At 69.0% G+C, this 25,370-nt stretch carries 20 protein-coding genes; 11 read left to right on the plus strand and 9 right to left on the minus strand.

The features are described from left to right. Positions 1-114 precede the first annotated feature (114 nt). Positions 115-1,008 carry a metal-dependent hydrolase gene (locus ACFXIV_RS33735; protein ID WP_379399947.1) on the minus strand — a complete coding sequence of 298 codons (894 nt, stop codon included), beginning with the start codon at positions 1,006-1,008 and terminating at the stop codon, positions 115-117. Between the two features lie 98 nt (positions 1,009-1,106). Between ACFXIV_RS33735 and ACFXIV_RS33740 the strand changes: the two genes are divergently transcribed. Then, entirely contained in the window at positions 1,107-1,721 is a 615-nt protein-coding gene (locus tag ACFXIV_RS33740; RefSeq protein WP_379399945.1) for a TetR/AcrR family transcriptional regulator, read from the plus strand. Positions 1,722-1,733: 12 nt separating this feature from the next. Here the strand turns inward: ACFXIV_RS33740 and ACFXIV_RS33745 are convergent, their stop codons facing one another. Next, positions 1,734-2,150, minus strand: coding sequence for a PaaI family thioesterase (locus tag ACFXIV_RS33745; protein WP_354838146.1), 417 nt, complete (start codon positions 2,148-2,150; stop codon positions 1,734-1,736). Positions 2,151-2,311: 161 nt separating this feature from the next. Here ACFXIV_RS33745 and ACFXIV_RS33750 point away from each other — a divergent pair, with 161 nt between their 5' ends. The 4 genes from ACFXIV_RS33750 to ACFXIV_RS33765 all read left to right on the plus strand — a co-directional run bounded on the left by ACFXIV_RS33750 (position 2,312) and on the right by ACFXIV_RS33765 (position 10,001). Then, entirely contained in the window at positions 2,312-5,461 is a 3,150-nt protein-coding gene (locus ACFXIV_RS33750) for an ATP-binding protein (RefSeq protein WP_379399943.1), read from the plus strand. Between the two features lie 269 nt (positions 5,462-5,730). Beyond that, positions 5,731-6,348, plus strand: a complete 618-nt coding sequence (locus ACFXIV_RS33755; protein WP_379399941.1) for an NADPH-dependent F420 reductase — start codon at positions 5,731-5,733, stop codon at positions 6,346-6,348. 152 nt (positions 6,349-6,500) lie between these two features. After that, the gene (locus ACFXIV_RS33760) at positions 6,501-7,394 is read left to right on the plus strand and encodes a class I SAM-dependent methyltransferase (protein ID WP_379421379.1); all 894 of its coding nucleotides are present in this window, start codon (positions 6,501-6,503) and stop codon (positions 7,392-7,394) included. A 42-nt stretch (positions 7,395-7,436) separates the two neighbouring features. Continuing rightward, complete coding sequence (locus tag ACFXIV_RS33765; protein WP_379399939.1) at positions 7,437-10,001, plus strand: FHA domain-containing protein; 2,565 nt, start codon at positions 7,437-7,439, stop codon at positions 9,999-10,001. Between the two features lie 99 nt (positions 10,002-10,100). Here the strand turns inward: ACFXIV_RS33765 and ACFXIV_RS33770 are convergent, their stop codons facing one another. Next, positions 10,101-11,486, minus strand: a complete 1,386-nt coding sequence (locus ACFXIV_RS33770; protein ID WP_379399937.1) for a serine hydrolase domain-containing protein — start codon at positions 11,484-11,486, stop codon at positions 10,101-10,103. Positions 11,487-11,786: 300 nt separating this feature from the next. On the opposite strand from ACFXIV_RS33770, the gene ACFXIV_RS33775 reads away from it, so the two are divergent. Both ACFXIV_RS33775 and ACFXIV_RS33780 read left to right on the plus strand, forming a co-directional pair. Next, positions 11,787-12,824: an alpha/beta hydrolase gene (locus ACFXIV_RS33775; protein WP_379399935.1), complete on the plus strand. Its 1,038-nt coding sequence runs from the start codon at positions 11,787-11,789 to the stop codon at positions 12,822-12,824. 276 nt (positions 12,825-13,100) lie between these two features. Next, entirely contained in the window at positions 13,101-14,072 is a 972-nt protein-coding gene (locus tag ACFXIV_RS33780) for an alpha/beta hydrolase (protein ID WP_379400048.1), read from the plus strand. A gap of 63 nt (positions 14,073-14,135) precedes the next feature. Here ACFXIV_RS33780 and ACFXIV_RS33785 read toward each other — a convergent pair whose 3' ends face one another. From ACFXIV_RS33785 to ACFXIV_RS33795, 3 genes are all read right to left on the minus strand, one after another. After that, the gene (locus ACFXIV_RS33785) at positions 14,136-15,743 is read right to left on the minus strand and encodes a flavin-containing monooxygenase (protein ID WP_379399934.1); all 1,608 of its coding nucleotides are present in this window, start codon (positions 15,741-15,743) and stop codon (positions 14,136-14,138) included. Between the two features lie 118 nt (positions 15,744-15,861). After that, the gene (locus ACFXIV_RS33790; protein WP_379399932.1) at positions 15,862-16,227 is read right to left on the minus strand and encodes an ArsR/SmtB family transcription factor; all 366 of its coding nucleotides are present in this window, start codon (positions 16,225-16,227) and stop codon (positions 15,862-15,864) included. Between the two features lie 4 nt (positions 16,228-16,231). Further along, complete coding sequence (locus ACFXIV_RS33795; protein WP_379399930.1) at positions 16,232-17,473, minus strand: MFS transporter; 1,242 nt, start codon at positions 17,471-17,473, stop codon at positions 16,232-16,234. Positions 17,474-17,582: 109 nt separating this feature from the next. Between ACFXIV_RS33795 and ACFXIV_RS33800 the strand changes: the two genes are divergently transcribed. Then, positions 17,583-18,341 carry a hypothetical protein gene (locus tag ACFXIV_RS33800; RefSeq protein WP_379399928.1) on the plus strand — a complete coding sequence of 253 codons (759 nt, stop codon included), beginning with the start codon at positions 17,583-17,585 and terminating at the stop codon, positions 18,339-18,341. A 6-nt stretch (positions 18,342-18,347) separates the two neighbouring features. On the opposite strand, the gene ACFXIV_RS33805 is transcribed toward ACFXIV_RS33800, so the two are convergent. Continuing rightward, positions 18,348-19,130, minus strand: a complete 783-nt coding sequence (locus ACFXIV_RS33805; protein ID WP_379399926.1) for an SDR family oxidoreductase — start codon at positions 19,128-19,130, stop codon at positions 18,348-18,350. Between the two features lie 145 nt (positions 19,131-19,275). Continuing rightward, on the minus strand, positions 19,276-20,886 hold the full coding sequence (locus ACFXIV_RS33810; RefSeq protein WP_379399924.1) for a TerD family protein: 1,611 nt from the start codon (positions 20,884-20,886) through the stop codon (positions 19,276-19,278). A gap of 87 nt (positions 20,887-20,973) precedes the next feature. Here ACFXIV_RS33810 and ACFXIV_RS33815 point away from each other — a divergent pair, with 87 nt between their 5' ends. Next, positions 20,974-21,462 carry a hypothetical protein gene (locus tag ACFXIV_RS33815; RefSeq protein WP_379399922.1) on the plus strand — a complete coding sequence of 163 codons (489 nt, stop codon included), beginning with the start codon at positions 20,974-20,976 and terminating at the stop codon, positions 21,460-21,462. Between the two features lie 25 nt (positions 21,463-21,487). On the opposite strand, the gene pabB is transcribed toward ACFXIV_RS33815, so the two are convergent. Beyond that, a complete protein-coding gene (gene pabB / locus ACFXIV_RS33820) occupies positions 21,488-23,620 on the minus strand; it encodes an aminodeoxychorismate synthase component I (protein ID WP_379399920.1) in 2,133 nt (710 codons plus the stop codon). Positions 23,621-23,711: 91 nt separating this feature from the next. Here pabB and ACFXIV_RS33825 point away from each other — a divergent pair, with 91 nt between their 5' ends. Next, positions 23,712-24,767, plus strand: coding sequence for a phosphotransferase family protein (locus ACFXIV_RS33825; protein ID WP_379399918.1), 1,056 nt, complete (start codon positions 23,712-23,714; stop codon positions 24,765-24,767). Positions 24,768-24,788: 21 nt separating this feature from the next. Next, the gene (locus tag ACFXIV_RS33830; RefSeq protein ID WP_379399917.1) at positions 24,789-25,370 is read left to right on the plus strand and encodes a DinB family protein; all 582 of its coding nucleotides are present in this window, start codon (positions 24,789-24,791) and stop codon (positions 25,368-25,370) included.

The following is a 25,370-nucleotide window of genomic DNA, read 5'->3' on the forward strand; positions in this document are numbered from 1 at the left end:
TCGTGCTCGCCCGGTCCGGGCTGCCGGACCGGTGCGCCGCGCCGACCCGGGCCGGGACGGCCGTTCGGCTCTTGGCGCCCAATTGGATTCGCATGCTCACGCTGTCCTCTGGGCTCACTCGGCAGCCGCCCGCGCCGCTGGGGAGTGTGCAAGATAGCGCAGCGCCACATCCATCGGGCCCAGCTGCGACGGATGGAAGCCCGGCCGCAGATACCGCGGAATCTCGGTGAAGAACACCGTCCAGCTGGGAATCACGCCGCGCCGCGTCGCGCTCAGGAACTGCCGCGCCCAGAATCTCCCCTTCTGCGGCGACGGATCCTTCCGATACAGGTATCCGGCCGAAATGATGAACAGCGGCAGCAGCGTCGCGCTGGCCAGTACCGCGGTGCGTGCCTTCCGCAGATACCCGCCGTCGAGGTACATGTACGCGTCGTAGACCACGCTGCGGTGCTCGACCTCCTCGGCCCCGTGCCAGCGCACCAGGTCCAGCATGGCCGGATGCATGCCCTCGGCCTCCAGAATGTCGGCATTGAGCAGCCATTCGCCGATGACGGCCGTGTAGTGCTCCATCCCGGCGAACAGGCCCAGCCGCTCCTTGAGCCACTCCTCGCGCGCTCGGCCGCTCAGCCCGTGATCGCCGAGAATCCGATCGACCAGCCAGGCAATGGCATCGACATACGAGTCGACGTCCAGCCCGACGGACTGCAGGTGCCGGCGCGCCGCCTCGTGACTGCTGGCGTGCATGGACTCCTGCCCGATGAACCCGGTCACCTCCTCCCGCAGCCGCTCGTCGTGGATGTGGGGGAGGGCCTCCGCCAGCGTCTGCGCCATGGCCCGTTCGCCCTCCGGCAGCACCAGGTGCATGACATCGACAATGTGGGTTGCCAGGACTTCGCCCGGAATGTAGTGCAGCGGAACGGAATCGAAATCGAACCGCACATCGCGGGCGGAGATGGCATGCGCCTCGTCGCGGTAGTGGCGCTGCGTCGCGCCAGCCTTGTCAGCCATCACCGAACCGTACAGCGCAACAAATCCTATTGCAATGTTGCAGCTACAAATTATCCGAGATTGTTGCATCGGGGGTGGCGCCTGCTAGCGTGGATTCGGTGACGACCGCGTCGAAAAACCCGCTGACCCGCACGGATGCCGCCGATGACATCGAGACGCGCATCCTCGACGCGGCACTCGTGCAATTCCAGAAGGTCGGGGTCAAGAAGACGACGATCGAGGACGTCGCCAAGCAGGCCGGCGTCGACCGGGTGACCGTCTACCGCCGGCTCGGCTCCCGCGACGACCTCGTACAGGCCGTCGTCAGCCGCGAGGTCGGCAACCTGCTGGCCGAATTGTCGAGCATGCCGGACCGGCACGACGACCTACCCGGACTGGTTGCCGACATCTTCGTCACCGTCATCACCCGCTGGCGGGCCCATCCGCTGGTGGAACGGCTGCTCGCGGTCGAGCCGGACCGAATCCTGGTGAAACTCACCGTCGAAGGCACGACCACCTTCGCCATGTCCGTCGCGGCCACCATCCAGATCCTGGAGCGCGCCGCCGCCCAGGGCCTGTTCGAGGCCCCGGCCGATCTGGCCGCGCGCACCGAAATCGGCTGCCGCATAGTGCATTCGCTGATTCTCGTCGGCGGCGGCGCGGCCACCCTCGAAACCCCGGACGAGCTGGGGGAATTCGCGCGCACGTATCTGGTGCCGATCCTCGTCGGGTAGGCGGATGCCCGACTACAGCACCGCCTGGGTCTGGGTCACCTTGGCGACGAGTTTGCCCGCGTCGTCCCGGATTTCGGTCTCCACCACGATGAAGCTGCGCCCGGCGTGCAGCGGACGGGCCGTGGCGGTGGCGTGACCCGAGCGCAGGGCCCGCAGGAAGTTCGTCTTCGACTCCACCGTGGTCGTGCCCTGCTTGCCCGCCGGCAGATTCAGGAAGGCGCACACCGCGGCGGTGGCGTCGGCCAGCGACATGAGCGCGCCGCCGTGCATCGATCCGCCCAGGGTGCACAGGTTCTCGCGCCACTCCAGGCGGCTGCGCACCAGCTCCGGGCCGCACTCCAGGACCTGGACGCCGAGGCCCTCGGTGAACGGCATGGTGGCGAACAGCTGGGCGCCCGTCGGGGCGGTGGTGATCTCGGTGTCGGTCATGCGATCGACTCTGCCCGACGCCGGGCCGCGCGTCGATTACCTCGCGGGTAATCGTGCGGGCTCCGAAGTTGCCGCCGATGCGCGAGGTAATCGCCTGTGCTCCGCGGTGATCGGCGGGTCCGCGGCCGCGCGCCGGGCGACGATTCTGGAAGACTCGGCACGTGCAGGTTGGTGTGCTCGGGGCCGTTCGGGTCCATGCGGAGGATGGGACGCCGGTGGAGATCCCCGGCGTGCGGGTGCGGATGCTGCTGGCGCGGCTGGCGCTGGAATCGGGGCGGGACGTGCCGGTGACCGCGCTCATCGACGGACTCTGGGGTGAGGAGCCGCCCGCCGAGGCGGCCGGAGCATTGCAGGCCGCGGTGTCGCGGCTGCGGAAGGCATTGCGCGGCGTGGGCACGGTCGAATTCGGGACCGGCGGCTACCGGCTGCCCGGGGTGACGGTGGACGCCGATCGGTTCGAGGACCTGGTGCGGCAGGGCCGTCAGGAGCTGGCCGCCGGGCGGGCGGAGGCCGCCACCCGTCGGCTGGGCGAGGCCCTCGCGCTGTGGCGCGGACCCGCGCTCGGCGATGTGCAGGACGCACCGTTCGCCCAAGCCACCGCGACCAGGCTGGACGATCTGCGGGCCGCGGCGGTCGAGGACCGGTTCGAGGCCGAGCTGCGGCTGGGCCGGTACGCCGATGTGCTCACCGATCTCGAGATCGCCGGAGGGGACAATCCGCTCAGCGAGCGGCTGGCCGCGCTGCGCATGCGGGCGTTGGCGGCGGCGGGACGGCAGTCGGACGCGCTGGCCGTGTACGAGGAGATGCGGGAGCGGCTGGACGAGGAACTCGGCATCGATCCGGGGGCCATCCTGCGGGACACGCATCTCGCGCTGCTCCGGGGCGAACTCGAAACCCCCGCTCCGCGTAGGGAACCTGTGACCCGGATGCTGCCCGTGCGGCTGACCGGATTCATCGGGCGCGAGGCGGAACTCGCGGAACTGGCCGGGCTGCTGGCGGATTCGCGGCTGGTCACCATTGTCGGACCCGGCGGGGCGGGCAAGACCCGGCTCGCGCTGGAAGCCATGGACCGGCAGGCCAGCGGGGCGGTGTTCTTCGTCCCGCTGGCCGAACTGGGCGCGCCCGACCAGCTCGCGGACGCGGTGGCCGGGGCGCTCGACAGCGACTCCGCCGACCGGCCGGACAAGACCGCCCGGCTGACCGAACTACTGGACGTCGGGCCCGCGGTGCTGGTGCTCGACAACTGCGAGCACGTCATCGCGGCCGCCGCGGCCCTCGCCGAACAGCTGCTGGATCGGCTGCCGCAGCTGCGCGTACTGGCCACCAGCCGGGAACCCTTGGCCATCACCGGCGAGGCGCTGTGCCACCTGGGACCGCTCGGCGTTCCGGTCGAGACAGCGGATCCCGTTGTGGCCCAGGGCGCACCGGCCGTGCGGCTGTTCACGGATCGCGCCGCCGCCATCCGCCCCGGCTTCACCCTCGACGACGCCACCGTCGCCCCCGTGGTGGAGATCTGCCGCCAACTCGACGGCCTCCCGCTGGCGCTGGAACTCGCCGCCGCCAAGCTGCGCGCCATGAGTGTCGACCAGGTCGCCCGGCGGCTCGGCGACCGCTTCCGGCTGCTCACCTCAGGCAGCCGCACCGCCCTGCCTCGGCAGCGCACCCTGCTCGCCCTGGTGGAATGGAGCTGGGATCTCCTCGACGAACCCGAAAAGATCCTGGCCCGAAGGCTTTCCGCCTTCCCCGGCGGCGCCAACGCCGAGGCCGTCGAAGCCATCTGCGCCGACGGCGACCTCCCCATCGAGGACATCGTCTACCTCCTCGACGCCCTGGTCGAGAAGTCCCTCGTCACCGTCACCCCCGACGACCCGCCGCGCTACCGCATGCTCGAAACCATCCGCGCCTACGCCGCCGACCAGCTCACCCGCTCACCCGACGACCTGACCCCGCTCTTCACCGACTACTACCTCACCCTCGCCGAACAGGCCGAACCCCACCTCCGCGGCACCGAACAGCTCACCGCCATCGCCCTTTTCGATGCCGAACACGCCAACCTCGCTGCGGCACTTCGTACCGCCCTCGGCACCAGCCCCGCCCCGGAGACGGCGATGCGGCTCGTGCGGGCCATGTTCTGGTACTGGGGAATCCGGGGGATGAGCAGCCAGTTCGAGAGCTCGCTCGATGCGGTCCTGCGGTTCGGGGACGAGCTCCCGGCGGCCGCGCGGGCTGCCTTTCGGGTGATCGCGCTGATGGCCGGTTCGCCGCCCGCCGGGAGCTCGCTGACCGCGCTCATCGAGGACTGTGTGCAGGCCGGAGGGCTGGAATTCCATGCGGCCGTACCACTGTGGACGGCGCTCCTGGCGGCGCGCGCCGACGACGAGAAGCTGGCCGAACGGCAACTCGAGCAGGCGCTGACCTGGCCGGACCCGTGGGTGCGGGCCAGCGCGAAGCTCGCCCGGGACATCGCCCTGACGGGGCAGGGGCGGCTGCACGAGGGGGCTGCCGCGCGACGGGAAGCCTTGCGCGGCTTCGAAATCGTCGGCGACCGCTGGGGTCTGGGTATGGCGCTCCTCGCCGTCGGCCGCGCCCACTCGTTGCAGGGCGACCACGACCAGGCCCGCGCCGCCTACGCCCGCGCCGTCACCCTCGCCTCCGAACTCGGCACCGAGGACGACATCGTCGCCGCCCGCACCGCCCTCGCCGACGAACGCATGCGCGCCGGCGAACTCGCCGAAGCCGCCCGCGATATCGACGCCGCCCAGCGCCTCGCCGCCGACCAGGGCTTCCCCCGCCTCGCCGCCGTCATCCTCCTCACCAGCGCCGAATTGCACCGCCGCACCGGCGATATCACCCGCTCCGACCGAGAACTCGACCAACTCGAGCACCGCTTCCGCCACCTGCCCTATCCAGAAGCGATGGCCGCCAACCACATAACGGTCGCCCGCCTCCGCAACCGCCTCACCGAAGGCTCACCCGCCGCGGCCCGCGCCCTGCTACCCCGTGCTATCGAAGGCGCCTTCACCTACGGCGACTCCGCCGCCACCGCCCAGGCCCAAGCCCACGTCGCCGAACTCCTCGCGAAACTCCGTCTCCTGGAAGACAACCCGTCCGCTGCCGCCACCGCCCTCGGCCTCAGCCAAGTCATTCGCGGCACCGCCGACCACGGCGAGCCCGAAATCACCACCCTGACCGCGACCCTCACAAACCTCCTGGGCGACACCGAATACCACCGCGCCTACCACCTCGGCGCAGACCTGCCTCGACCAGAGGCCCTGGCCCGCCTCGCGACAGAGGCCACCCCTGCTCCGTAATCGAAACCAACAAGTCGACCCGCGACTTTCCAAGCGCTGGACGCTGTATTCTGATCACCAGAGCTCGCCGCCCCCTCAATGAATTACGTCCTGCGCCATCGGAAAATTGGTAGAGACGTAACCGATAATCTCCATCAGGGTGGCGTCGGTCGATTGCCGACGGGGCTCTGGAGCGATTCTCCGTCCTCAGAAAGAGCAAGGTCCTCCTGGACTTCAACCCGCATCGCTCGTGAGCGCCGGCGGGCCCGACACGATCGAGGATGAGCGCCATGACCACACACAGCACCATCGGCATTCTCGGAGCAGGAAATATCGGCCAGGCGGTCGCGGACAAGGTCGTCCGTCATGGCCATGAGGTACTCATCGGCAACAGCCGGGGCCCGGAGACGCTCCGGGCCGTCGTGGAGCAGTTGGGGCCGAAGGCCCACGCGGTGACGGCCGGGGAGGCCGCGCAGGCGGAACTCGTGTTCCTCGCGTTGCCGTTCTTCGCCGTGCCGGATCTGACCGGGCTCACCGACTGGTCCGGGAAGATCGTCGTCGACACGACGAATCAGTTCGCCGCGGCGAACCCCTGGCGGGGCCGCTACGACGTCGGTGACCTCACGGGCAGCGAGTGGGTCGCCGAGCGCCTTCCCGGCGCGCGGGTCGTGAAGGCATTCAACACCGTGTTCGCCGCATTCATCGCCGCGGACCCCCAGCATGCCGAGGGTCGGCAGGTGATCTTCTACGCGGGCGACGATGCCGAGGCGAAAGCCGCCGTGGCCGGATTGCTGGACGAGTTCGGATTCGCCGGGCTGGACCTCGGTGGTCTGCGTGCTGGCGGACAGCTGATGCAGCTGGACGGTCCGCTCAACGCGCGGCACCTCCTGCTTCAGGACGTCGGCTGACGCTCTGGCCATCTCGGTCGACTCGGCCACAGTGCGATAACCAGTTAGTTGCCGAAAGGTTCTGTATGGGAGCAGAATCGAGCGGGTGGAAGCGGGGCGTCGGCTCCGGTCGAGATAGTTCAGGCGATCGATGACACCACGAGGTGACCTTGATGCGAATGGACGGGGACAGCTGGGACATCGTGACGAGCGTGGGGCTGACCGCCTTGGGCGTCGCCACGTTTCGCGCACTCGAGACGATCGATCCCGAGCCGATGATCCGCGACGACTATGCGGCGTGGTTCGTCGAGGCGGCGGGTGAACCGCACTTCACGCAGATGCTGGAGGACCCGGCGTCCGTGGGCAACATGACGCGGTTCGGGCGGTTCATGGGTGTCCGGACGAGGTTCTTCGACGAGTTCTTCGCCGCGGCGTGGCAGCAGGGTGTGCGGCAGGCGGTGATCCTGGCATCCGGTCTGGATGTGCGCGCGTACCGGCTGGATTGGCCCGCGGGCACGGTCGTCTTCGAGATCGATCAGCCCCGGGTGCTGGAGTTCAAGGACCAGGTTCTCGCCGAGCACGGTGCCGTGGCCAAGGCCGATCGACGCGTGGTGGCGGTCGATCTGCGCGACGATTGGCCCGCTGCGCTCACGGCCGCGGGATTCGATCCGGAGCGGCCGACGGCGTGGTCGGCCGAGGGGCTGTTGCCGTTCCTGCCGGGTTCGGCACACGACGCATTGTTCGAACGCATCGACGCCCTCTCCGCGCCCGGCAGCAGCGTGGCCACCGACGACTTCGGCCGCGGCTTGGACCCGCAACGCTTCGAAGACACGGAGGAGAAGTTCTTCGGCAGCAACCCCTTCGGGAACCTGGACGTGAGCGACCTCTGGTACGACGATGCCCGCGCTGTTCCCGGCGACTGGCTGGCCCGGCACGGCTGGTCGGTCCAGAGCACCGCCCCCGTCGACCTCGCCGCCGGCTACGGCCACCCGATCACCGACATGCCCGCCGAACTGCTCGACCTCATGCAGCAGGCGCACTACGTGAGCGCCGAAAAGCGCCGCTGAACCCGCATATGGGATGTAACGGAATTCGGTACATGAAACAAATTGAGAAATATTCGGCTTCGATCTTGCGTCAGGTTCTATCGGATTAGTATTTCGAATCCCATCAGCATTCGCCGCGATACTTCGGCACGGTCGTATACTTCCGTTATGGCGGATGAGTGGTCCTCCACGGAATTATCCGAGTCCCCGGTTCTTGTGGTGCAGACGCGAGAACACGTCTATCGGCTACGCCCCGAGGGCGCATACAACATCGGCCGCGATCCGACCGCCGACATTGTTGTCACCGATCCGCGTGTTTCGGCGTTGCATGCCGTGCTGGAGCGGGGATCCCACGGTTGGGAAATCGAGGACGCGCACAGCCTGAACGGCACCTTTTTCGATGGTCACCGCGTCGAGCGGATGGTGATCGACCACGACGAGACCTTCCAGCTCGGGCATGCCAAATACGGTGCGCAGTTGTCCTGCTCGCTGGAAACATCACCCGACTCCGGCCCCGAGCCCGATGACGATATCGGTGGGGACACGATGATCGTCCCGAATCCTGGTTATGACCTCGACGATGAAGCCACGGTCACCAAGTTCGAGCCGGGCCTGCCCCGGCGAGTGTCGCGGTCGGCGCCTCAGGCCGCTCGCCCCAGCGCGCTGGTACGGATCATCTCGGGCCCACTCCGGATCGGGCGCGCCGCCGACAACGACATCGTCGTGCCCGACCTCATGGTCTCTCGCCATCACGCCGAACTACAGGTGATCGACGAAGGCAAATATCGAGTCGTCGACCTCGACAGCCACAACGGCACCTACGTCAACGGCCACCGGATCGAGACCGCGGACCTGTCCGAATCCGACCTGATCGGCATGGGACACACCACCTACCGGCTCGTCGGCAACGAACTGCGCGAGTCCGTCGACACCGGTGACATCTCGGTCTGTGTCCAGAACCTCATCGTGCGGACACCGGAAGGCAAAGTGCTGCTCGACGACGTGACCTTCCCCATCGAGCAGCGCTCACTCGTCGGGGTCATCGGACCCAGCGGAGCGGGCAAGTCGACGCTGTTGGGCGCGGTCACCGGGCTGCGGCCCGCGACCGAGGGGACCGTCCGCTACGACGGACGCGACCTGTACACCGATTACGACGAGCTGAGACACCGGATCGGCCTGGTTCCGCAGGAGGACATCCTGCACAACCAGCTCGCGACGCGACGCGCCCTGCTCTACGCGGCCGAGCTGCGCTTCCCCGGTGACACACAGAGCGAGGAGCGCGAGCAGCGAGTCGACGAAGTCCTCGACGAACTCGGCCTGTCGCGGCATGCCGACACCCGCATCGACCGGCTCTCCGGCGGGCAACGCAAACGGGTGAGCGTCGCATTGGAACTGCTGACCAAACCGTCGCTGTTGTTCCTCGACGAACCGACCTCCGGCCTGGATCCCGGCCTGGACAAGACGGTCATGGAAATGCTGTCCGAACTCGCCCACGACGGGCGGACCGTCATCGTCGTCACCCACAGCGTGGCGAATCTCGATTCCTGTGACCGCCTGCTGGTGCTGGTGCCCGGCGGCAAGCTTGCTTATTACGGGCCGCCCGCAGAGGGCTTGCAGGAGTTCGGGCAGCGCACCTGGGCCGAGGTGTTCCAAGCATTCGACCGGGAGGAGGACCGCGACTGGGCCGGTGAGTTCCGGAACTCCCCGCGCTACGAGAACTACGTCGCTGTCGAGCAGACCAACGAGACCGGACCGGTGGAAGTACCCGCACCGGCACCGCCGCCCGCGCCGCAATCCAAGCTCAGCCAGCTCAGCACACTGTGCCGGCGCTATCTGGCGGTGATCGCCTCGGACCGCAGTTATCTGGCGTTGCTCGGCGCGATGCCGCTGCTGCTGGGCGGTCTGATCGCCGCGGTGCCGTCGGGCGCCGGTTTCACCGGGGCGCCGGGAACCAACACCGATGCCTCGACCAAGCTCATGATCTTGATATTCGGTGCCTGCTTCATCGGCACCGGCAACGCGATTCGCGAGATCGTCAAGGAACAGACGATCTATCGCAGAGAACGCGCGGCAGGACTGTCGGCCGGGGTCTATTTGATGTCGAAACTGCTGGTCTTGGGCGTGATCACCGTCCTTCAGACGGCGGTGCTGTTCTTGATCGGCACTATCGGTACGAGTGTCCCGCCGACAGGGATATTCACCTCGGTCCAGCTGGAGTTGATCTTGGCGATGGCGATTCTGGGCATCGCGTCGCTGGCGTTGGGCTTGCTGGTGTCCGCCTCGGTGGACACCTCGGAAAAGACACTGCCGCTGCTGATCGTGCTGTCGATGGCGCAACTGGTGCTCACCGGCGGGCTGGTGCGGCTTCCCGGCACGCCCGTTCTGCAACAGCTGTCCTACCTGTCACCGTCCCGCTGGGGCTTCGGCGCTGCAGCGGCCAGCATCGACCTCGACACCCTCTCGCCGCACAATGGCGGGCCCGACCCGCTGTGGAAGCACACCATGGGCACGTGGCTGCTCGATATGGGAGTCGTCGCCGGCCTGGCGGCGATCTTCCTCGCGCTCGCCTGGTATCGCCTGTACCAGATGCGGCCACGCCGCCGCGGTGCCCGCCCCGCCCAGATTTGAGCAGGGACGCACTCGGCGACCGGCAGCGTTTGCCGGCTCTCGACGCACCAAGGAGAGGACGCCTGCCCGGTATCGGGGGCGCCCTCTCGTTCAGCGGTGTCAGGAGACTCGGGTGAAGACACGGCCCGCGAGGTCGATGGCGGTGATGCCGCCGCTGGTGTCGCGGGTGAAGTAGCCGCGCTGGCCCTTGAAAGAGCCGTCGGTGATGACGTATTCGTCGCTGCCGGGGAGGAGGCCGAAGGGGAAGGGCGGGTGGTCCTGGGGGATCTCGGCGCCGGCGGCGGCGCGGATTTCGGGCTTGACCTTGCAGTCGAGGTAGAGCTGGTCGCCGTCGGCGTAGCAGGTCATGGTCATGGCGTCGATGTCGTAGACGCCGAACAGTTCCGGGGCGCGCGCGGCGTCGAAGGGGGCCGGCTCGGGATCCTTGTCGACGACGCCCAGGTAGTGCTCCAGGGCCCAGCGGATGATGGCCTGGTTGGCGGGGATGCCGTCGGGGCTGGCGTTGGAGAGCACGACCACCGCGAAATCGCGTTCGGGTACCAGCTGGAAATTGGCGAACTGGCCGAAGCCGGAACCGTCGTGGCCGACCGTGCGGACCCCGTCCACATCGCGCAGCATCCAGCACAGGCCGAAGGCGTCGGCGAGGGTGCTGGCCCGCAGCTCGACGGTCGGCTGCTGCATCCGGTGCATCAGCTCGGCCGGCAGCACCGGTGCGCCGCTCTCGGTGCGGCCGCCACCGAGGTGGAATCGGCCCCAGCGCACCAGATCCGACACCGTGGACCCGAGCCCGCCGCCGGGGTTGTTGGCGCGGCTGCCCTTCCAGGCCCGCGACACCTCGAGCTCACCGTCCTGCTGCCGCTCGTGCCCGGCGGCGAAGCGGCGGGTCATGACATCGCCCTGGAAGTAGAAGCTCTCGGCCAGCCCCACCGGCTCCAGAACCGTGTCGGCGACGACCTTTTCGAACGACTCCCCGGTCACCTTCTCGATGACGCGGCCCAGCAGGTTGAAGCCCGCCTGGCTGTAGGACGCCCGCTCGCCTGGCGCACCGATCAGCGGCAACTCGGCCAGCGTGGCCACGAAGGCGGCCAGCCCGTCCGCGCCGTCGCCGGTGTCGTTGATGATGTTCCACTCCAGTCCGGCGGTGTGGTTGAGCAGCTGCCGCACGGTGATCGTCGCCGCGGACTTCTCGTCGATCAGCTCCAGCTCCGGCACATAGGTGCGCACCGGCGCGTCCAGATCCACCCGGCCCGCCGCGACCAGCTGCATCAGGGCGGTGGCGGTGAAGGTCTTGCTGGTCGAGCCGATCGCGAAGATCGTGTGCTCGGTGATCGGCACCGGGTTCTCGGTGGTGGTCACACCGACATTGGCGTGGATCTCCCGCCCGTCGACCCAGATGCCGACGGCCATGCCGGGCATCCCGTACTCGGCGGCGGTGGCCGCGACGAACTCGGTGAGGGCGGAATCGGTGTGCGCGTTCGCGGACATTTGCGGTGCCTTTCGGTGGTGGCTGTTCGGGTGTGTCCATGACGATGCCGACCCGCGCTGACAGCCCACCGACAGTGCGCTGACCGCCGCCCGTCGGTGGCGTGGATCCCGGTCAGCGGCGGCAGTGAGTGAAGTCACCCGAGCCGATTTCCGGCTCCGACCGGGGTCTCGCCACCCTCTCAGCCGCAGCTCAGCTTCGAGTCAGCAATTGCTAAGAGGCTGTGGGCAACGTGGGGGGCTGATTCGTGACACCTGCACAAACTGCTCGTCACGCCAGAGAAAACTGCCGAAGGAGAAAGCGTGCGTTCAACGAAGACCTGGGGCAGCGCGGCATTGGCCTTGACCGCAACCGTTCTGCTACCAGTGGCCGCGGGCGCCGCCTCCGCCGACCCGGGGACCTCGCTGAACTTCGCGGGCATCTCCGCCGACGGCTCTCGCATCGCCTCCAGCAAGGCCACCGACGCGCGCACCCTGACGCTGCAGGTCTATTCGGCCGCCATGGACAAGAACATCGAGGTCGATGTGCAGCGCGCCGCCGACACCTCGGCGCCCACCCCGGTGCTGTACCTGCTCAACGGCGCGGGCGGCGGCACCGACTCCGCGACCTGGCAGAAGCAGACCGACGTCCTGAACTTCCTGTCCGACAAGAACGTCAACGTGGTGCAGCCGGTCGGCGGCGGCTTCAGCTACTACACCGACTGGCGCGAGACGGATCCCGCACTGGGCGTGAACAAGTGGAAGACCTTCCTCACCGAGGAACTGCCGCCGGTCATCGACCAGGCGCTGAACACCAACGGCCGCAATGCCATTGCCGGTCTGTCCATGGCGGGCACCTCGGTGCTGCAGCTGCCCATCGCCGCGCCCGGCCTCTACCAGTCGGTGGCCGCCTACAGCGGCTGCGCCCAGATCAGCGATCTGCTCGGCTACAGCATGGTCAATACCGTGATCGCCGCGGGCGGCGGCGACAGCGCGAACATGTACGGCCCGCAGCGCGATCCCATGTGGGCCGCCAACGATCCCTACGTGCACGCCGACCAGCTGCGCGGCCTGAACATGTTCATTTCCAGCGGTTCCGGCCTGCCGGGCCAGTGGGACACCCTCGGCGGCCCGCACACCCTGCCCGGCGCGGGCGGCTGGGCGAACCAGGTGGCCCTGGGCGGCACGCTCGAGGCCGCCACCAACTACTGCACCCACAACCTGCAGACCAAGCTCGACGGCCTCGGTATTCCGGCCACCTACGACTTCACGCCCACCGGCACCCACTCGTGGGGGTACTGGCAGGACGCGCTGAAGAAGTCGTGGCCCGTCCTGGCGACCGGTCTGGGCCTGCCGGCCTGACCGGTACATCGACGAAACCGGCACGCCTTCAGGGGAGGCGAGCCGGTTTCGTCTTGTGTACACGTGTGGTAACGAGGGTGGGAATCGCGCCCTGACCCTACGGCCGGAAACGTACTCTCGGAGTCAGTTCAGTTCCGGGCCGGCATTTTCCGAATCCGCTCGGCACTCTGAAGTGCTGACTCGTGACAACGGGAATCTGCCGGAGGAGACAGCGTGCGTTCCACAATTACCCTGGGCAGCGCGGTATCGGCCTTGACCGCAACCATTCTGGTGTCGATGGCCGCGGGCACGGCCTCCGCCCAACCGGACACCCCGGTGACCTACACCGGCACTTCCGTCGACGGCTCACGCATCGTCTCCAGCACGACCACCGACACCCGTCTAGTGACTCTGCAGGTCTATTCGGCCGCCATGGACAAGAGCATTCAGGTCGATGTGCACCGTCCGGCCGACACCTCCCAGCCCGCCCCGGTGCTGTACCTGCTCGGTGGCGCGGGCGCCGCCGACGCCGTGACCTGGCAGACGCAGACCGATGTGCTGGACTTTCTGGCCGAGAAGAACGTCGATGTGGTGCAGCCGATCGGCGGCGATTTCACCTACTACACCGATTGGCGCGCCCCGGATCCCGCTCTGGGCGTGAACAAGTGGAAGACCTTCCTGACCGGGGAGTTGCCACCGCTCATCGACGAGGCGCTGAACACCAACGGGCGCAACGCGATCGCGGGTCTGTCGATGGCGGGCACCTCGGCGTTGCAGCTGCCCATCGCCGCGCCAGGGTTGTATCGGTCGGTTGCGGTCTACAGCGGCTGCGCCCAGATCAGTGACCCCATCGGATATCACTTCGCCAATGACGTGGTGACGAAGGGCGGCGGGGACAGCGCGAACATGTATGGCCCCGAGGGTGATCCCGAGTGGGCCGGCAACGATCCCTACGTGCACGCCGACCAGCTGCGCGGCCTGAATCTGTTCATCTCCAGTGGTTCCGGGCTGCCGGGCCGGTGGGACGCCCCCGGCGGCCCGCACACCCTGCCGGGCACGGACGGCTGGCTCCAGCAGCTGATCATCGGTGGCGGGATCGAGGCCGCCACCGACTTCTGCAGCCACAATCTGAAGGCCAAGCTCGACGGCCTCGGCATCGCGGCCACCTATGACTTCACGCCGACCGGCACCCACTCGTGGGGCTATTGGGAGGACGCGATGAAGCGGTCGTGGCCCGTTCTGGCTGCCGGTCTGGGCCTGCCCGCCTGACCGCGGACGACGAAACCGGCTCGCCGCCAAGAGGAAGCGAGCCGGTTTCGTCGGGTCCAGTGACTACGCGGTGAGCTCGAAGTTCGGGTACCCGTTGTCGCGCTCGTCGTCGCAGTAGCGGCGGTAGTTGCCGAAACCGCCGATGTAGGGCATGAATACGCGCTTCTTGCCCTCGATGTTCGCGCCCATGTACCAGGAATTGGCCTTCACGAACAGCGTGCCCTCGGCGACCTCGAGCAGGTGATCGGTCCACTTGACCGCCGCGTCCGTGCGGGCCTCGGCCTTGCGGATCCCGTTGGCGCGGCAGTGCTCCACCAGCGCCAGCACCCAGTCCAGCTGCTGCTCGGAGTGCAGCACCATGTTCGCCATCACCGACGGGGTGCCGACACTGTTGATGCTGAACATGTTCGGGAAGCCGGGGATGCCGAAGCCCAGGTAGGTGACCGGCCCGTCGGCCCACAGCTCACCGAGGCGGGCATCCCGCGCGCCGTGCATGTCGATGCGCAGCAGCGCACCGGTCATCGCGTCGAAACCCGTTGCGTAGACCAGCGCGTCGAGTTCGATGAACTTGTCGGCGGTCCGGATACCGGTCGGGGTGACCTCCTCGATGGCCTCGCGGCGCAGGTTCACCAGCGACACGTTCGGCCGGTTGAACATCTCGTAGTAGCCGGAGTCGGTGCAGATGCGCTTGGTGCCGATGGGGTGGTCGTAGGGGATGAGGTCGTCGGCCACCGCCTGGTCGTCCACCTTGGCGCGGATCTTGGCGACCGCGAACTCGCGCACCAGCTCATTGGCGGCCAGATCGCTGTTCTGGTCGGGGAAGACCTTGTTGAACAGCACGCCGCCGCCGTCCCAGCGGTCCTGCATGGCCTGCTCGCGCTCCTCGGCGGTCAGGTCCAGGGCCTTGGTCTCCAGCGAGCGGTGCGGGGTGGCGGCCGGTGCGTAGTAGGAGTTCTCGCGCCGCTGCTGGTAGGTGGCGCGGATCTCGCCCTGCTCCTCGTCGGTCCACGGCCGGTTGGGCACCGGCACGCTGAAGTTGGCCGAACGCTGGAAGACGGTGAGCGCCTCGGCCTCCCGCGCGATGATCGGCGCGACCTGGATGCCGGAGGAGCCGGTGCCGATGACGCCGACCCGCTTGCCCTCGAAGGACACGCCCTGCTCCGGCCACTGCGCGGTGAAAAGCTCCTCGCCCGCGAAGGTTTCGATGCCGGGGATGTTCGGCTTGATCGGCGCGGACAGGCAGCCGGTGGCGAAAACCACGAACTGCGAGCGGAATTCGTCGCCGGCCTCGGTGCGCAGCGTCCAGACGGCCGCCTCGTCGTCGAAGCGGGCGCCGACGACGCGCTGACCGAACCGGTAGCGCTGCTTCAGCTCGAAGCGGTCCGCCACATGGTTGATGTAGGCGAGGATCTCCGGCTGGGCGGCGAAACGCTCGGTCCAGGTCCAGCTCTGCTGCAGGTCTTCGTCGAACGAGTAGGAGTAGTCGACGCTCTCCACGTCGCAGCGCGCACCCGGGTAGCGGTTCCAGAACCAGGTGCCGCCGACACCCTCGCCCGCCTCCAGACCGAGCACGTTCAATCCGGCCTTCGCCGCCTGGTGGACGCCATAGAGTCCGGCGAATCCGGCACCGATGATGATCACATCGAATGGGCTGCCCTGCTCGGGATGCATGCGCGACCTCTCACTATTCGTCTCGAGATATTTCGAATAGGCATATCGTCACGGCGCATGCGGGCACTCGGCGATACCACGTCCCACTGACCAGGAGCCGAGTCCCGGGAAATGCTCGCTATGCGTGCGATGGTTCGCCGGTCACGATGTGATCGGCGTGGTTCAGGCCCTCGCGGACCAGGCGGGCCAGGTGGCCGTCGCGGATGCGGTAGATGATGCGGCGGCCCTCGCGGCGGGTGTCGACCAGGCCGCTGAAGCGGAGTTTGGCCAGATGCTGGCTGACCGCGGTGCGGGAGGCGCCGCAGGCCTCGGTGAGGGCGGTGACATCGGCCTCGTCGGAGGCGAGGATCCAGAGGATGTGCAGGCGGGTCGGATCCGACAGCATGCGGAAGGTGGCGGTGGCCACGTCCAGATGGGGCTGATCCGGACGGACCGGGTGGATGAGGCTGGGTGCGGCAGGTGCCGGTTCGGTCTCCTCGCTCACCAGTTCACCTTCCTGCCGCCGCCGTCACCGCCTCGGGGCCCGTCGGCACGTGTGCGGGCCAGGCGTGGGCCGCCGTCGTAGCTGCCAGTGTAGCGACGGCGGCCAGCACGATCGCCGTGGTCGGCAGGCCCGCCAGCGCGCCCAGCTTGCCCGCGACCGGGTAGGTCACCAGGAAGCACGCGTGCGAGAGGGAGAACTGTGCGGTGAAAACGGCTGTGCGGGTGTCGGGTTCGGACTGGGCGCGTAGCAGGCGCGCGGACGGGGTGTTGATCATCGAGGTGCCCGCGCCCAGCAGCGCCCAGGTCACCGCCAGCACGAGCGCACCGGCCCCTCTGGGGAGCAGGGTCGGCAGCGACGCAGCGATCAGCCCCAGCGGCAGCAGCGCGCAGCCGGTCATCATGAAACGGCGGTCCGGCACCCGCGCCAGCAATCGCGGGGTCGACAGCGCCACCGCCATGGAGCCGAATCCGAAGCAGCCCAGCGCCAGTGCCACCGCGGTATTGGAGCCGCCCAGCTGATCCCGCACGTACACAACGGTATTCACGATCACCAGCGCGGTGGCCGCGGCCACCACCATGTTCATGGCCAGCAGCCCGCGCAGCACCGGCCGGTTCATCATGATCCGGGCGCCCTCGGTGATGCGCCGCAGCAGCGGGACGGACCGCTCGGGCGCGGCGAGCCGGGGCAGCCGGGTGGTCACCACCAGCAGCGCCGAGGCCACGAAACCGGCCGCGGTACCCACGAACAGCGAGTGATAGCTGATGACCGTCAGCAGCGCGGCCGCCAGCACCGGGCTCAGCAGCGACTCCATGTCGTAGGCCAGCCGCGACAGCGACAGCCCGCGGGTGTAGTCCTCCTCGTCGACCAGGATCGAGGGGATCAGCGACTGGAACGCCGGCGTGAAGGTGGCCGAGGCCGACTGCAGCAGCGCGATCAGCACATAGATCTGCCAGGTGTGCGTGACGAACGGCAGCATGAGCGCGATCCCCGCGCGCACCGCGTCCGCCGACACCAGTACCAGCTTCCGGGGCAGCCGCAGGGTGAGCGCCGAGATCACCGGCGCGACAGCCACATACGCCACCATCTTGATGGCCAGGGCGGTGCCCAGCACCGCGCCCGCCTGGCCCCCGGCCACCTCGTAGGCGAGCAGGCCCAGGGCCACGGTGAGCAGTCCGGTGCCGATCAGGGCGACCACCTGGGCGGTGAACAGCTTGCGGAACCGGGGATCGCGGAGAACGTCGAGCACATAGTTACTATAGGCCTATATGTGCGCAGTTGTGCACATAATGTCGGATATATGTGGGGTCGGCCTCGCTCGGTCCGATTGCTGCGCATTCGTCGCTATCCTCGCTCCCATGGGGAGGAATCTCGTGGCCGCTGGCCTGGCTGCCGCCACGCTCACGCTGGCCGCGTGCGCACAACACCCCGCCACCGCACCCATGGCCGGCAACCTCTCCCCGCACACCAGCGATCACGTCGTCCCCGGTCCGGTCACCCCCGTCTCCGCCCTCCCGCCCTGCGGCGATATCGCCTCGGCCGCCACGCCTCCCGACTGCTACCTGCAATCCCACGACGCCGCCGGGCTGACCTTCGAAGTGCGGCACCGCGGTACCGGACAGCAGGGGTCGGTCGCCATCACCGTGCTGGACCCCGTCGGCGCACAGCTGCAGACCCTCACCGAACAGGCCGTCGGCACCACCGAGCCACGACTGCGCGACCTCGACAACGACGGCCGCGACGAGCTGATCATCCCGATCATGCTGGCCAGCGCCAACACTCGCTACGTCATCTACCACGCGGCCGGCGACGGGCAACTCCAGCGCGCGGGCGAACTCGCGGGCATCGGCATCGACACCTCCGCGGCCGGCTACACCGTGGTCACCGCGCGCGACAGCTACGAACTCTGGAACATCGAATTCTGGACCTTCGATGCCGAGAAGCTGCAACCCCTGGTCACCGCCGAGGTCCGGCTCCTCGACGACGGGACCGGGCGCGTCGGCGGCAGCGAGTGCACGGTGATCGACAGTGGCGGGCTGAATCGCATCGGTCTCACCCTGGACCAGGCCACCGGGCAGTTCTGCGCCGAACCAACTGTGCTGCGGGTGAGGCGCTGACGCAGGTCAGCTCACCGGCTTCGAATACCGCCGGCGCAGCCACTCGGCATAGTCGTACGACACTGTCTCGCCATCGGCGTCGAGGCACAGTGCAGCGTCGCGCAACCGTCGCACGATCCGGCCGACCGGCGGCACCGGCAGCGGCAGCAGCGCCTGGCCGAGAGCCTGGCGGCGGAGCTCGGCCAGCTCGCCGAGGGTCTGCACGACCGGACCGCCCAGATCGCGGACCCGGCCGGACGGGCCCGCCTCGACCGCGTCGGCCAGCCGGCCCGCCACCGCGACCACGTCGACCGGCTGGAACCGCATGCCGGTGCGCGGCGCGACGCGGAATTTCGCGGCCGCGCCGACCATTTCGTCGATGAGCTCGTGGAACTGCGTGGCGCGCAACAGGGTCCACGGCACCGGGCCCTGGGTGACCACCCGTTCCTGGGCGACCTTGGTGCGGTAGTAGCTGAACGGCACCCGCTCACAGCCGACGATCGAGATCTCCACATGGTGCCCGACCCGGGCGCGCTGCTCGGCGGCCAGCAGGGTGCGCACACCGTCGACCATCACCCGCGCGCTGCGCAGCCCGCGATGGGAGGCCGCGTCCACCACCGCGTACACACCCTCCAGCGCCGCGTCCATCCCGGCGCCGGTGACCAGATCCACCGCGTGATGCGTGGTCCCCGGCACCGGCTCGGCGGGCGCGGACCGGCTCAGCACCCGCACCGTATGCCCGCGCGCCACCAGATCCCGCACCACCGGCGTACCCAGCGTCCCGGTACCGCCCACAACCGCCACCTGCATGTCGGATCCCCTTCCTCGACCGGTCTTCCTCGGACGCTAGAGCCACACCGTGTGCCGCTCAACATGATTCATCGCATGGCGTCGGATTCCCCACATTCGCCCGTGCCCCGCGCGTCGATGGGGTTGGATGTGCGGCTTCGCGGGGTCAGATATGCGCGCCCTTGGTGCGGTTGCAGGCGCGGCAGAGGATCTGCAGGTTCGCGGGGCTGGTCGCGCCGCCGCGGCTGATCGGGATGATGTGGTCGAATTCGAGATAGTGACTGTCGCCGCATTCGACGCATTTGCCACCGTCGCGCTGCCACACCACGGCCTTGACATCCGGTGGGATGGAACGGGTGTCGCGGCGGCCCGGGGTGAGGGCCAGGCGCTTGGCGATGCGCAGCGCGCCCTCCATGGCGGCGGCCACGAAGTCCGGATCGGCGACCTCGAGGATCGCGCCGCCGCGCGAGGAGGTGGCCGACACCTCGACCAGGCCATCGGCGGCCGTCACCGAAACCACACGGGCCCAAGGCATTTCGGTGCCGGTATCCGCGCCCGTGAAGCGCAGCTTGCGGTTGCTGACGATCAGACGGCCCTCGGTGCGCTTGGGGCCGCGGGCCAGCTGCCGGATGTGCACGGCGGGGAGGTTCAGGTGAACCCGCTCGTCGGGATCCAGGTGCAGGCCCGTGGTGGGCTGCTGCGGCAGCTCGCCGGACCGCAGCCGGGTGAGCAGGCGGCCGCGGTGCAGGCGGCGGCGCAGGTCCTCGATGACCGGGCCCGACAGGGACAGCTCCGCGACGGTGTCCTCGAAGTCGTCCACGTCGGACTCGTCCACCACGCCGTCGGCGAAGGTGAAGGCGACCAGGCGTTCCAGCTGATCGAGGGCGGGCGGGCGCAGCAGATCCAGGGCGGCGGCGCGGTCGACGCGCTGGAAGCGCAGCGCGGCCCAGAGCGTCTCCCAGTCGTCGTGCGGGGAGAGGCCACGCAGGGTGCGCTCGGCGCGGGGCCGCCAGGTGCGCAGGTATTCGGCTGTCTCGGTGGCGCATTCGCGGCACAGCGGCGTGGCGCCGAACAGCGCCGCGCCGAACAGGCGGCGGCGCGGCGCCCCGCAGCGCGGGCAGTGGCGGGCATCCTGCGGCGGGGCAGGGCGGGCCGACGCCGTCCAGGTCGTGCCGTCCCACCAGCGCAGGCGGGCCGGATCGCGAGGATCCGGATGCCATTCCGCCCGTTCGGGATCCGGGGGCGGCGGCGTGCGGCGCGGCTCGGGTTCGAAGCCGTGCGCGGGATCGATGCGCACCCCGAACTCGCGCACCAGCCCGGCCAGGCTGACCCCGGCGTCGGCCAGTGCCCGGAACTCCCAGCCCTCCTCGGCGCGCGTGAACTCACCCAGCACCAGGGCCGGTGCGGGGTCCGGCGTGTCGATGTCGTACCAAGCGACCGGATGGTCGTGGTCGAACACGGTCAGCCGGAGGTCCGCGACATCGGCGAAACCGCCTGGCACCGAAGCGATGACCACGATTCCCGCCACCTCCGGCCCGGTGCGCGGGAGCGAGACCGACAGCCGCGCCGTCCCGGGCGCGGGCTCCCGATCCAGCGTCACCGCCTGCGAGACGTGCCGGGGCGCGTCGAACCAGACGAAATCCCGGTCCGACCGGGCCCGCCCGTGCTCCGCCACCAGCACGGCCTGCGCCCGCACGGCATGCTCCGACCGCCACGAAAGCACAACCGTCAGAAGCGATGTCGGAACCGTCGTATGGCCACCCATGGTCAGTTTCATCGTGGTCGAACTATGCCACGACCCTCCGACAAAACCGCATGCCCGGCCCTGCGGGCCAATCTGAAAATCGTGCGGCACAGTAGAGGTATGACCAACCCCAAGGGGAGCGACCGTCAGCCCGCCAAACCGTCGACCTCGCGCGTCCCCACCGCCGGGGACATCCTGGCGGCGGCCCAGGCCGCGGTCGAAGCCGCCCAGAGCGCGGCCGGTCAGGCCCTGGATTCCGCCCAGGTGACCGCGTCCACCGCCTTCGACACCGCCGTCCGCCTCCCGCCCGCCTCCATCCAGCTCGCCGCCCAGCTGCCCGACCTGATCCAGAGCCTCACCATCGCCGTCGAGCGCCTCAACTCCACCATCGACCGCCTCGATCGCACCCTCGCCCTGGCCGAGCCGGCCTTCGTCGCCTACGACAAGATCCTCACCCGGCTCGAGGCGGTCACCGCCCTCGGCGAGGAGGTCTTCACCCGCCTGGACAAACTCCCCGGCGTCTCCCTGCTCGGCCGCCTCACCGGAACCCGCGAGAACCCGGAACCCGAACGGCCCGAAGGCAAGTCACGCCGCTCCCGCCGCAAGTGAGGTCGCAGCACCCCGGTGGGCCGGACTACCTGGCCGAGGGAATGCGGTCGCGGGGCGGGACGCCCAGGCCGGGCAGGGCGCGCAGCGCGGCGGCGGCCTTCCAGACCATTTCGTGGTACTCGCCGGCCGGGTCGGAGTCGAGGACGACCGCGCCGCCCGCGCCGACTCGCCAGCGATTGTCGTGGCGGACGGCGGTGCGGATGACGATGTTCAGGTCGGCGGCGCCGCCGAGGCCGAGGAAGCCGATGGTGCCGGAATAGATGCCCCGGGCCTCGGTTTCGAGGGAGTCGATGATTTCGAGGGTGCGGAGTTTGGGGGCGCCGGTCATGGAACCGCCGGGGAAACAGGCTCGGAGACAGTCGATGACGTCCAGGTCGGGGCGGAGGGTGCCGCGCACGGTGGAGACCAGCTGGTGCAGGGTCGTGTAGGTCTCGACGGCCATGAGCTTGGGGACGTGCACCGAGCCGATCTCGCAGACCCGGCCCAGGTCGTTGCGGAGCAGATCCACGATCATGAGGTTCTCGGCGCGGGTCTTGGGGCTGCGGGCCAGCTCGTCCTTCAGCTCTTCATCCTCGGCGGCAGTGCCACCGCGCGGGGCGGTGCCCTTGATCGGCTTGCTCTCCACCGTGCGGGAGCGATCCACCTTGAGGAAGCGCTCCGGCGAGGAACACGCCACCTCCAGCCCGGCGAAGCGCAGGAATGCCGCGTAGGGGGCCGGATTGCACCGGCGCAGCGTGCGATACACGGAGAGGCCGTCGGCGCCGCCCGGGGGATGAGCGCTGTCGGTGATGCAGATTTCGTACGACTCGCCCGCGAGCAGCTGCTCCCTGCAGGCCGCCACATCGGCGAGATAGCGGTCCCGGCCGCGCGTGAGGAACGGCGCGACCGTGGCCTCGTCGGCGCGCAGCTCGAGGTCCCGCGGATTCTCCCAGGTCGGAAGGGTTTCCACCACGGCCCGGGCGGCGGCCAGCCAATCCTGTGCGGCGGCAGCGGCATCCGGCTCGGCCAGCGCCAGCAGATGGGTGCGGCCCGCTTCGTGATCGACCACGATCAACCGGTCCGCGAAGATCCACTGGGCGTCGGGCGTGGCCGCGCGATGCACGGCCCCGGCACCGCAGTCCGCCTTCATCTCGTAGCCGAGATAGCCGACATAGCCACCGGCGAAATCGAAAGGCACATCCGGGAATTCGATCTCCCGACGGCGTAGCTCGGCGGATAGATAGTCGAGCACCCCGCCCGGCACCGTGCGCGGCCCGGCCGCCGACTCGATCTCGACCCGGCCGCTGCCGACCCGATACCGCACCACCTCCGCCAGCGGCCCGGACGCGTCACCCAGGAACGAGAAGCGATCCAGCCCCGGCTCCACATGCTCGCTGTCGAGCCAGAAGGCATGCGGGGAACCGGCATACAGCGCGTCGAAGGCCGCCTCGGTATCGACGGCCCGCTCCACGACCGTCTGCTCGACCCGATAGCGGACGGGCGCGCCGACGGCGGGCGGTCTCGAAGACTCGCCTCCGATCCGGGGGCGCGCCGGCATCGTTCGTGCGGGCTCTCGGGAAATGCCCTGCCGCCGTTGATAGTCGGCGGTCAATGCGGCGAAATTGCGCAGCAGCAGTTCCCCGTGCTCGCTGGAGATCGACTCGGGATGGAACTGCACGCCCCACTGCGGCCGGATGCGGTGCCGCACGCCCATGATCACCCCGTCCGGCGTGGTCGCCGTGACCTCGAGGTCCGCCGGCAATGGGCGAGCCGCACACAGCGAGTGATAGCGCACCGCCGAGAAGTCCTGCGGCACACCGGCGAACAGGTCCCGCCCGTCATGGCTGATCAGATCCGGGTACCCGTGCCGGGCCTGCGGCGCCGTGACCACCTGCCCACCCGCCGCGATCACGATGCCCTGATGCCCCAGGCACACTCCCAGCACCGGCAGCTCGGCTCCGGCGATCAGGGCCGCCGAGATGCCGAAATCGCGCGGGACATCCGGCCGACCGGGCCCGGGGGAGACGACGATGTTGTCGAACTCCCCGAGCCCGAGCTCCCCGATCGAAGCCGCCTCGTCATTGCGCACAACCACGGGTTCGACCCCGTTCACCTCGCTGATCAGCTGATACAGGTTGTAGGTGAACGAGTCGTAGTTGTCGATCAACAGGGTGCGCATTTGACCACGCACATTACGCTCCGTCCAATTTTGCAGTTACTGCTGGCGACTGCCTTCAGTTCGTGTGGACCGCTACGGCAGAATAGGCGGCATGTCTGTTGCGCAGCCGGTCGAAGTGGATCGTGACGTCGTCGATTTCGCCATCGTCGGAAAGTGGATGGAAGAGCAGGGCCTGCCCGGCGGGGAGTTCGAGGAGGTGAAGCCGCTCGGCGGCGGCACCCAGAACATCATGCTCCGCTTCCGCCGCGGCGGCCGCGAGTACGTGCTGCGACGCGGGCCCAAGCATCTGCGGTCCGCCAGCAACACCGTCATCCAGCGTGAATCCCGCATCCTCGGCGCCCTCGGCGACACCGAGATTCGCGCCCCCAAGGTGATCGCCGCCTGCCCCGACGAATCCGTGCTCGGCGCGTCCTTCTACCTCATGGAACCGATCGTCGGCTTCAACCCGCAGAACGAACTGCCCGAACCGCACGCCTCCGACCCCGAGGTGCGCCGGCAGATGGGCCTGTCCGCGGTCGAGGCCATCGCCCGCCTCGGCTCGCTCGACCACGAGGCGCTCGGCCTGGCCGACTACGGCAAGCCGGAGGGCTTTCTGGAACGCCAGGTGCCGCGCTGGCTCAAGGAGCTCGACTCCTACAGCGTCAACGACGGCTACCCCGGCCCGGAGATCCCCGGCGTCGCCCAGGTCGGCGACTGGCTCGACCGTAACCGCCCCACCCAGCCGAAAGCCGGCATCCTGCACGGCGACTGCCACCTCGCCAACATGATGTTCTCCTACGACGGCCCCGAGGTGGTGGCCATGGTCGACTGGGAGATGTCCACCATCGGCGACCCGCTGCTGGACCTGGGCTGGCAGATCGCCACCCGCCCGGTCCCCGGCACCACCGGCGCGGCGCTGGTCGGCTCTCTCGGCGCGGTGGGCGGCCTGCCCACACCCGAGGAGATGATCGCCCACTACGCGAAGTTCTCCGACCGCGACCTGACCCATGTCACCTGGTACACCGTGCTGGCCTGCTTCAAGCTCGGCATCGTGCTCGAGGGCACGCACGCCCGGGCCTGCGCGGGCAAGGCCCCCAAGCAGGTCGGCGACTTCCTGCACGCCATCACCCTCGAACTGTTCGAGAAGGCACACCAGCTGATGGAGTGACGGCACCGTAAGTTGGTCGCCATGCCGATCGTTCCCGATGCCAAGGACTGGACGTGGGTGCTCGAACGCGCCTGCGCCGAGTGCGGATTCGACCCCGCCGCCACCGCCTTCGCGGCGGTGCCGGGGTCGGCCCGCGCCAGTGCCGCCCGCCTCGCCGCCGCCCTGGAGCGACCCGACGCCCGGCAACGGCCCGATGAATCGACCTGGTCGCCGCTCGAGTACGCGGCCCACGTCCGCGACGTGTGCCTCATCTTCACCCACCGCCTCGACATCGCCCGCACCGGCGGGCCCCGTCCCGGCCCGGTGATCCCCGCCTACGACACCGCGGTCACCGTGGGGGACAACGGCATTCCCATGTTCGCCAACTGGGACCAGGACGCCACCGCGATCGCCGCGGACTACACCGCCGCCGAAACGGCCACCGTCGCAGTCGAACTCACGGCCGCTGCCGAGACCGCCGCCCGCGCCTTCGAAGCCGTGCCGGTCACCGAACTCGACCGGGCCGCACTGCGCAGCAACGGCTCCGCGTTCACCATCGACTCCATGGCGCGGTACTTCCTGCACGACCTCGTGCACCACGTGCACGACGTGGAACACGGCTGA

It is taken from the genome of Nocardia sp. NPDC059236, assembly GCF_042754085.1.
Lineage (GTDB): Bacteria > Actinomycetota > Actinomycetes > Mycobacteriales > Mycobacteriaceae > Nocardia.

Coding starts and splice junctions, on each gene's coding strand:
- ACFXIV_RS33735 (WP_379399947.1), bottom strand. CDS start 1,008: ATGGCTGACAAGGCTGGCGCGACGCAGCGCCACTACCGCGACGAGGCG.
- ACFXIV_RS33745 (WP_354838146.1), bottom strand. CDS start 2,150: ATGACCGACACCGAGATCACCACCGCCCCGACGGGCGCCCAGCTGTTC.
- ACFXIV_RS33755 (WP_379399941.1), top strand. CDS start 5,731: ATGACCACACACAGCACCATCGGCATTCTCGGAGCAGGAAATATCGGC.
- ACFXIV_RS33760 (WP_379421379.1), top strand. CDS start 6,501: ATGCGAATGGACGGGGACAGCTGGGACATCGTGACGAGCGTGGGGCTG.
- ACFXIV_RS33770 (WP_379399937.1), bottom strand. CDS start 11,486: ATGTCCGCGAACGCGCACACCGATTCCGCCCTCACCGAGTTCGTCGCG.
- ACFXIV_RS33780 (WP_379400048.1), top strand. CDS start 13,101: ATGGCCGCGGGCACGGCCTCCGCCCAACCGGACACCCCGGTGACCTAC.
- ACFXIV_RS33785 (WP_379399934.1), bottom strand. CDS start 15,743: ATGCATCCCGAGCAGGGCAGCCCATTCGATGTGATCATCATCGGTGCC.
- ACFXIV_RS33800 (WP_379399928.1), top strand. CDS start 17,583: ATGGGGAGGAATCTCGTGGCCGCTGGCCTGGCTGCCGCCACGCTCACG.
- ACFXIV_RS33805 (WP_379399926.1), bottom strand. CDS start 19,130: ATGCAGGTGGCGGTTGTGGGCGGTACCGGGACGCTGGGTACGCCGGTG.
- ACFXIV_RS33810 (WP_379399924.1), bottom strand. CDS start 20,886: ATGAAACTGACCATGGGTGGCCATACGACGGTTCCGACATCGCTTCTG.
- ACFXIV_RS33815 (WP_379399922.1), top strand. CDS start 20,974: ATGACCAACCCCAAGGGGAGCGACCGTCAGCCCGCCAAACCGTCGACC.
- pabB (WP_379399920.1), bottom strand. CDS start 23,620: ATGCGCACCCTGTTGATCGACAACTACGACTCGTTCACCTACAACCTG.
- ACFXIV_RS33825 (WP_379399918.1), top strand. CDS start 23,712: ATGTCTGTTGCGCAGCCGGTCGAAGTGGATCGTGACGTCGTCGATTTC.
- ACFXIV_RS33830 (WP_379399917.1), top strand. CDS start 24,789: ATGCCGATCGTTCCCGATGCCAAGGACTGGACGTGGGTGCTCGAACGC.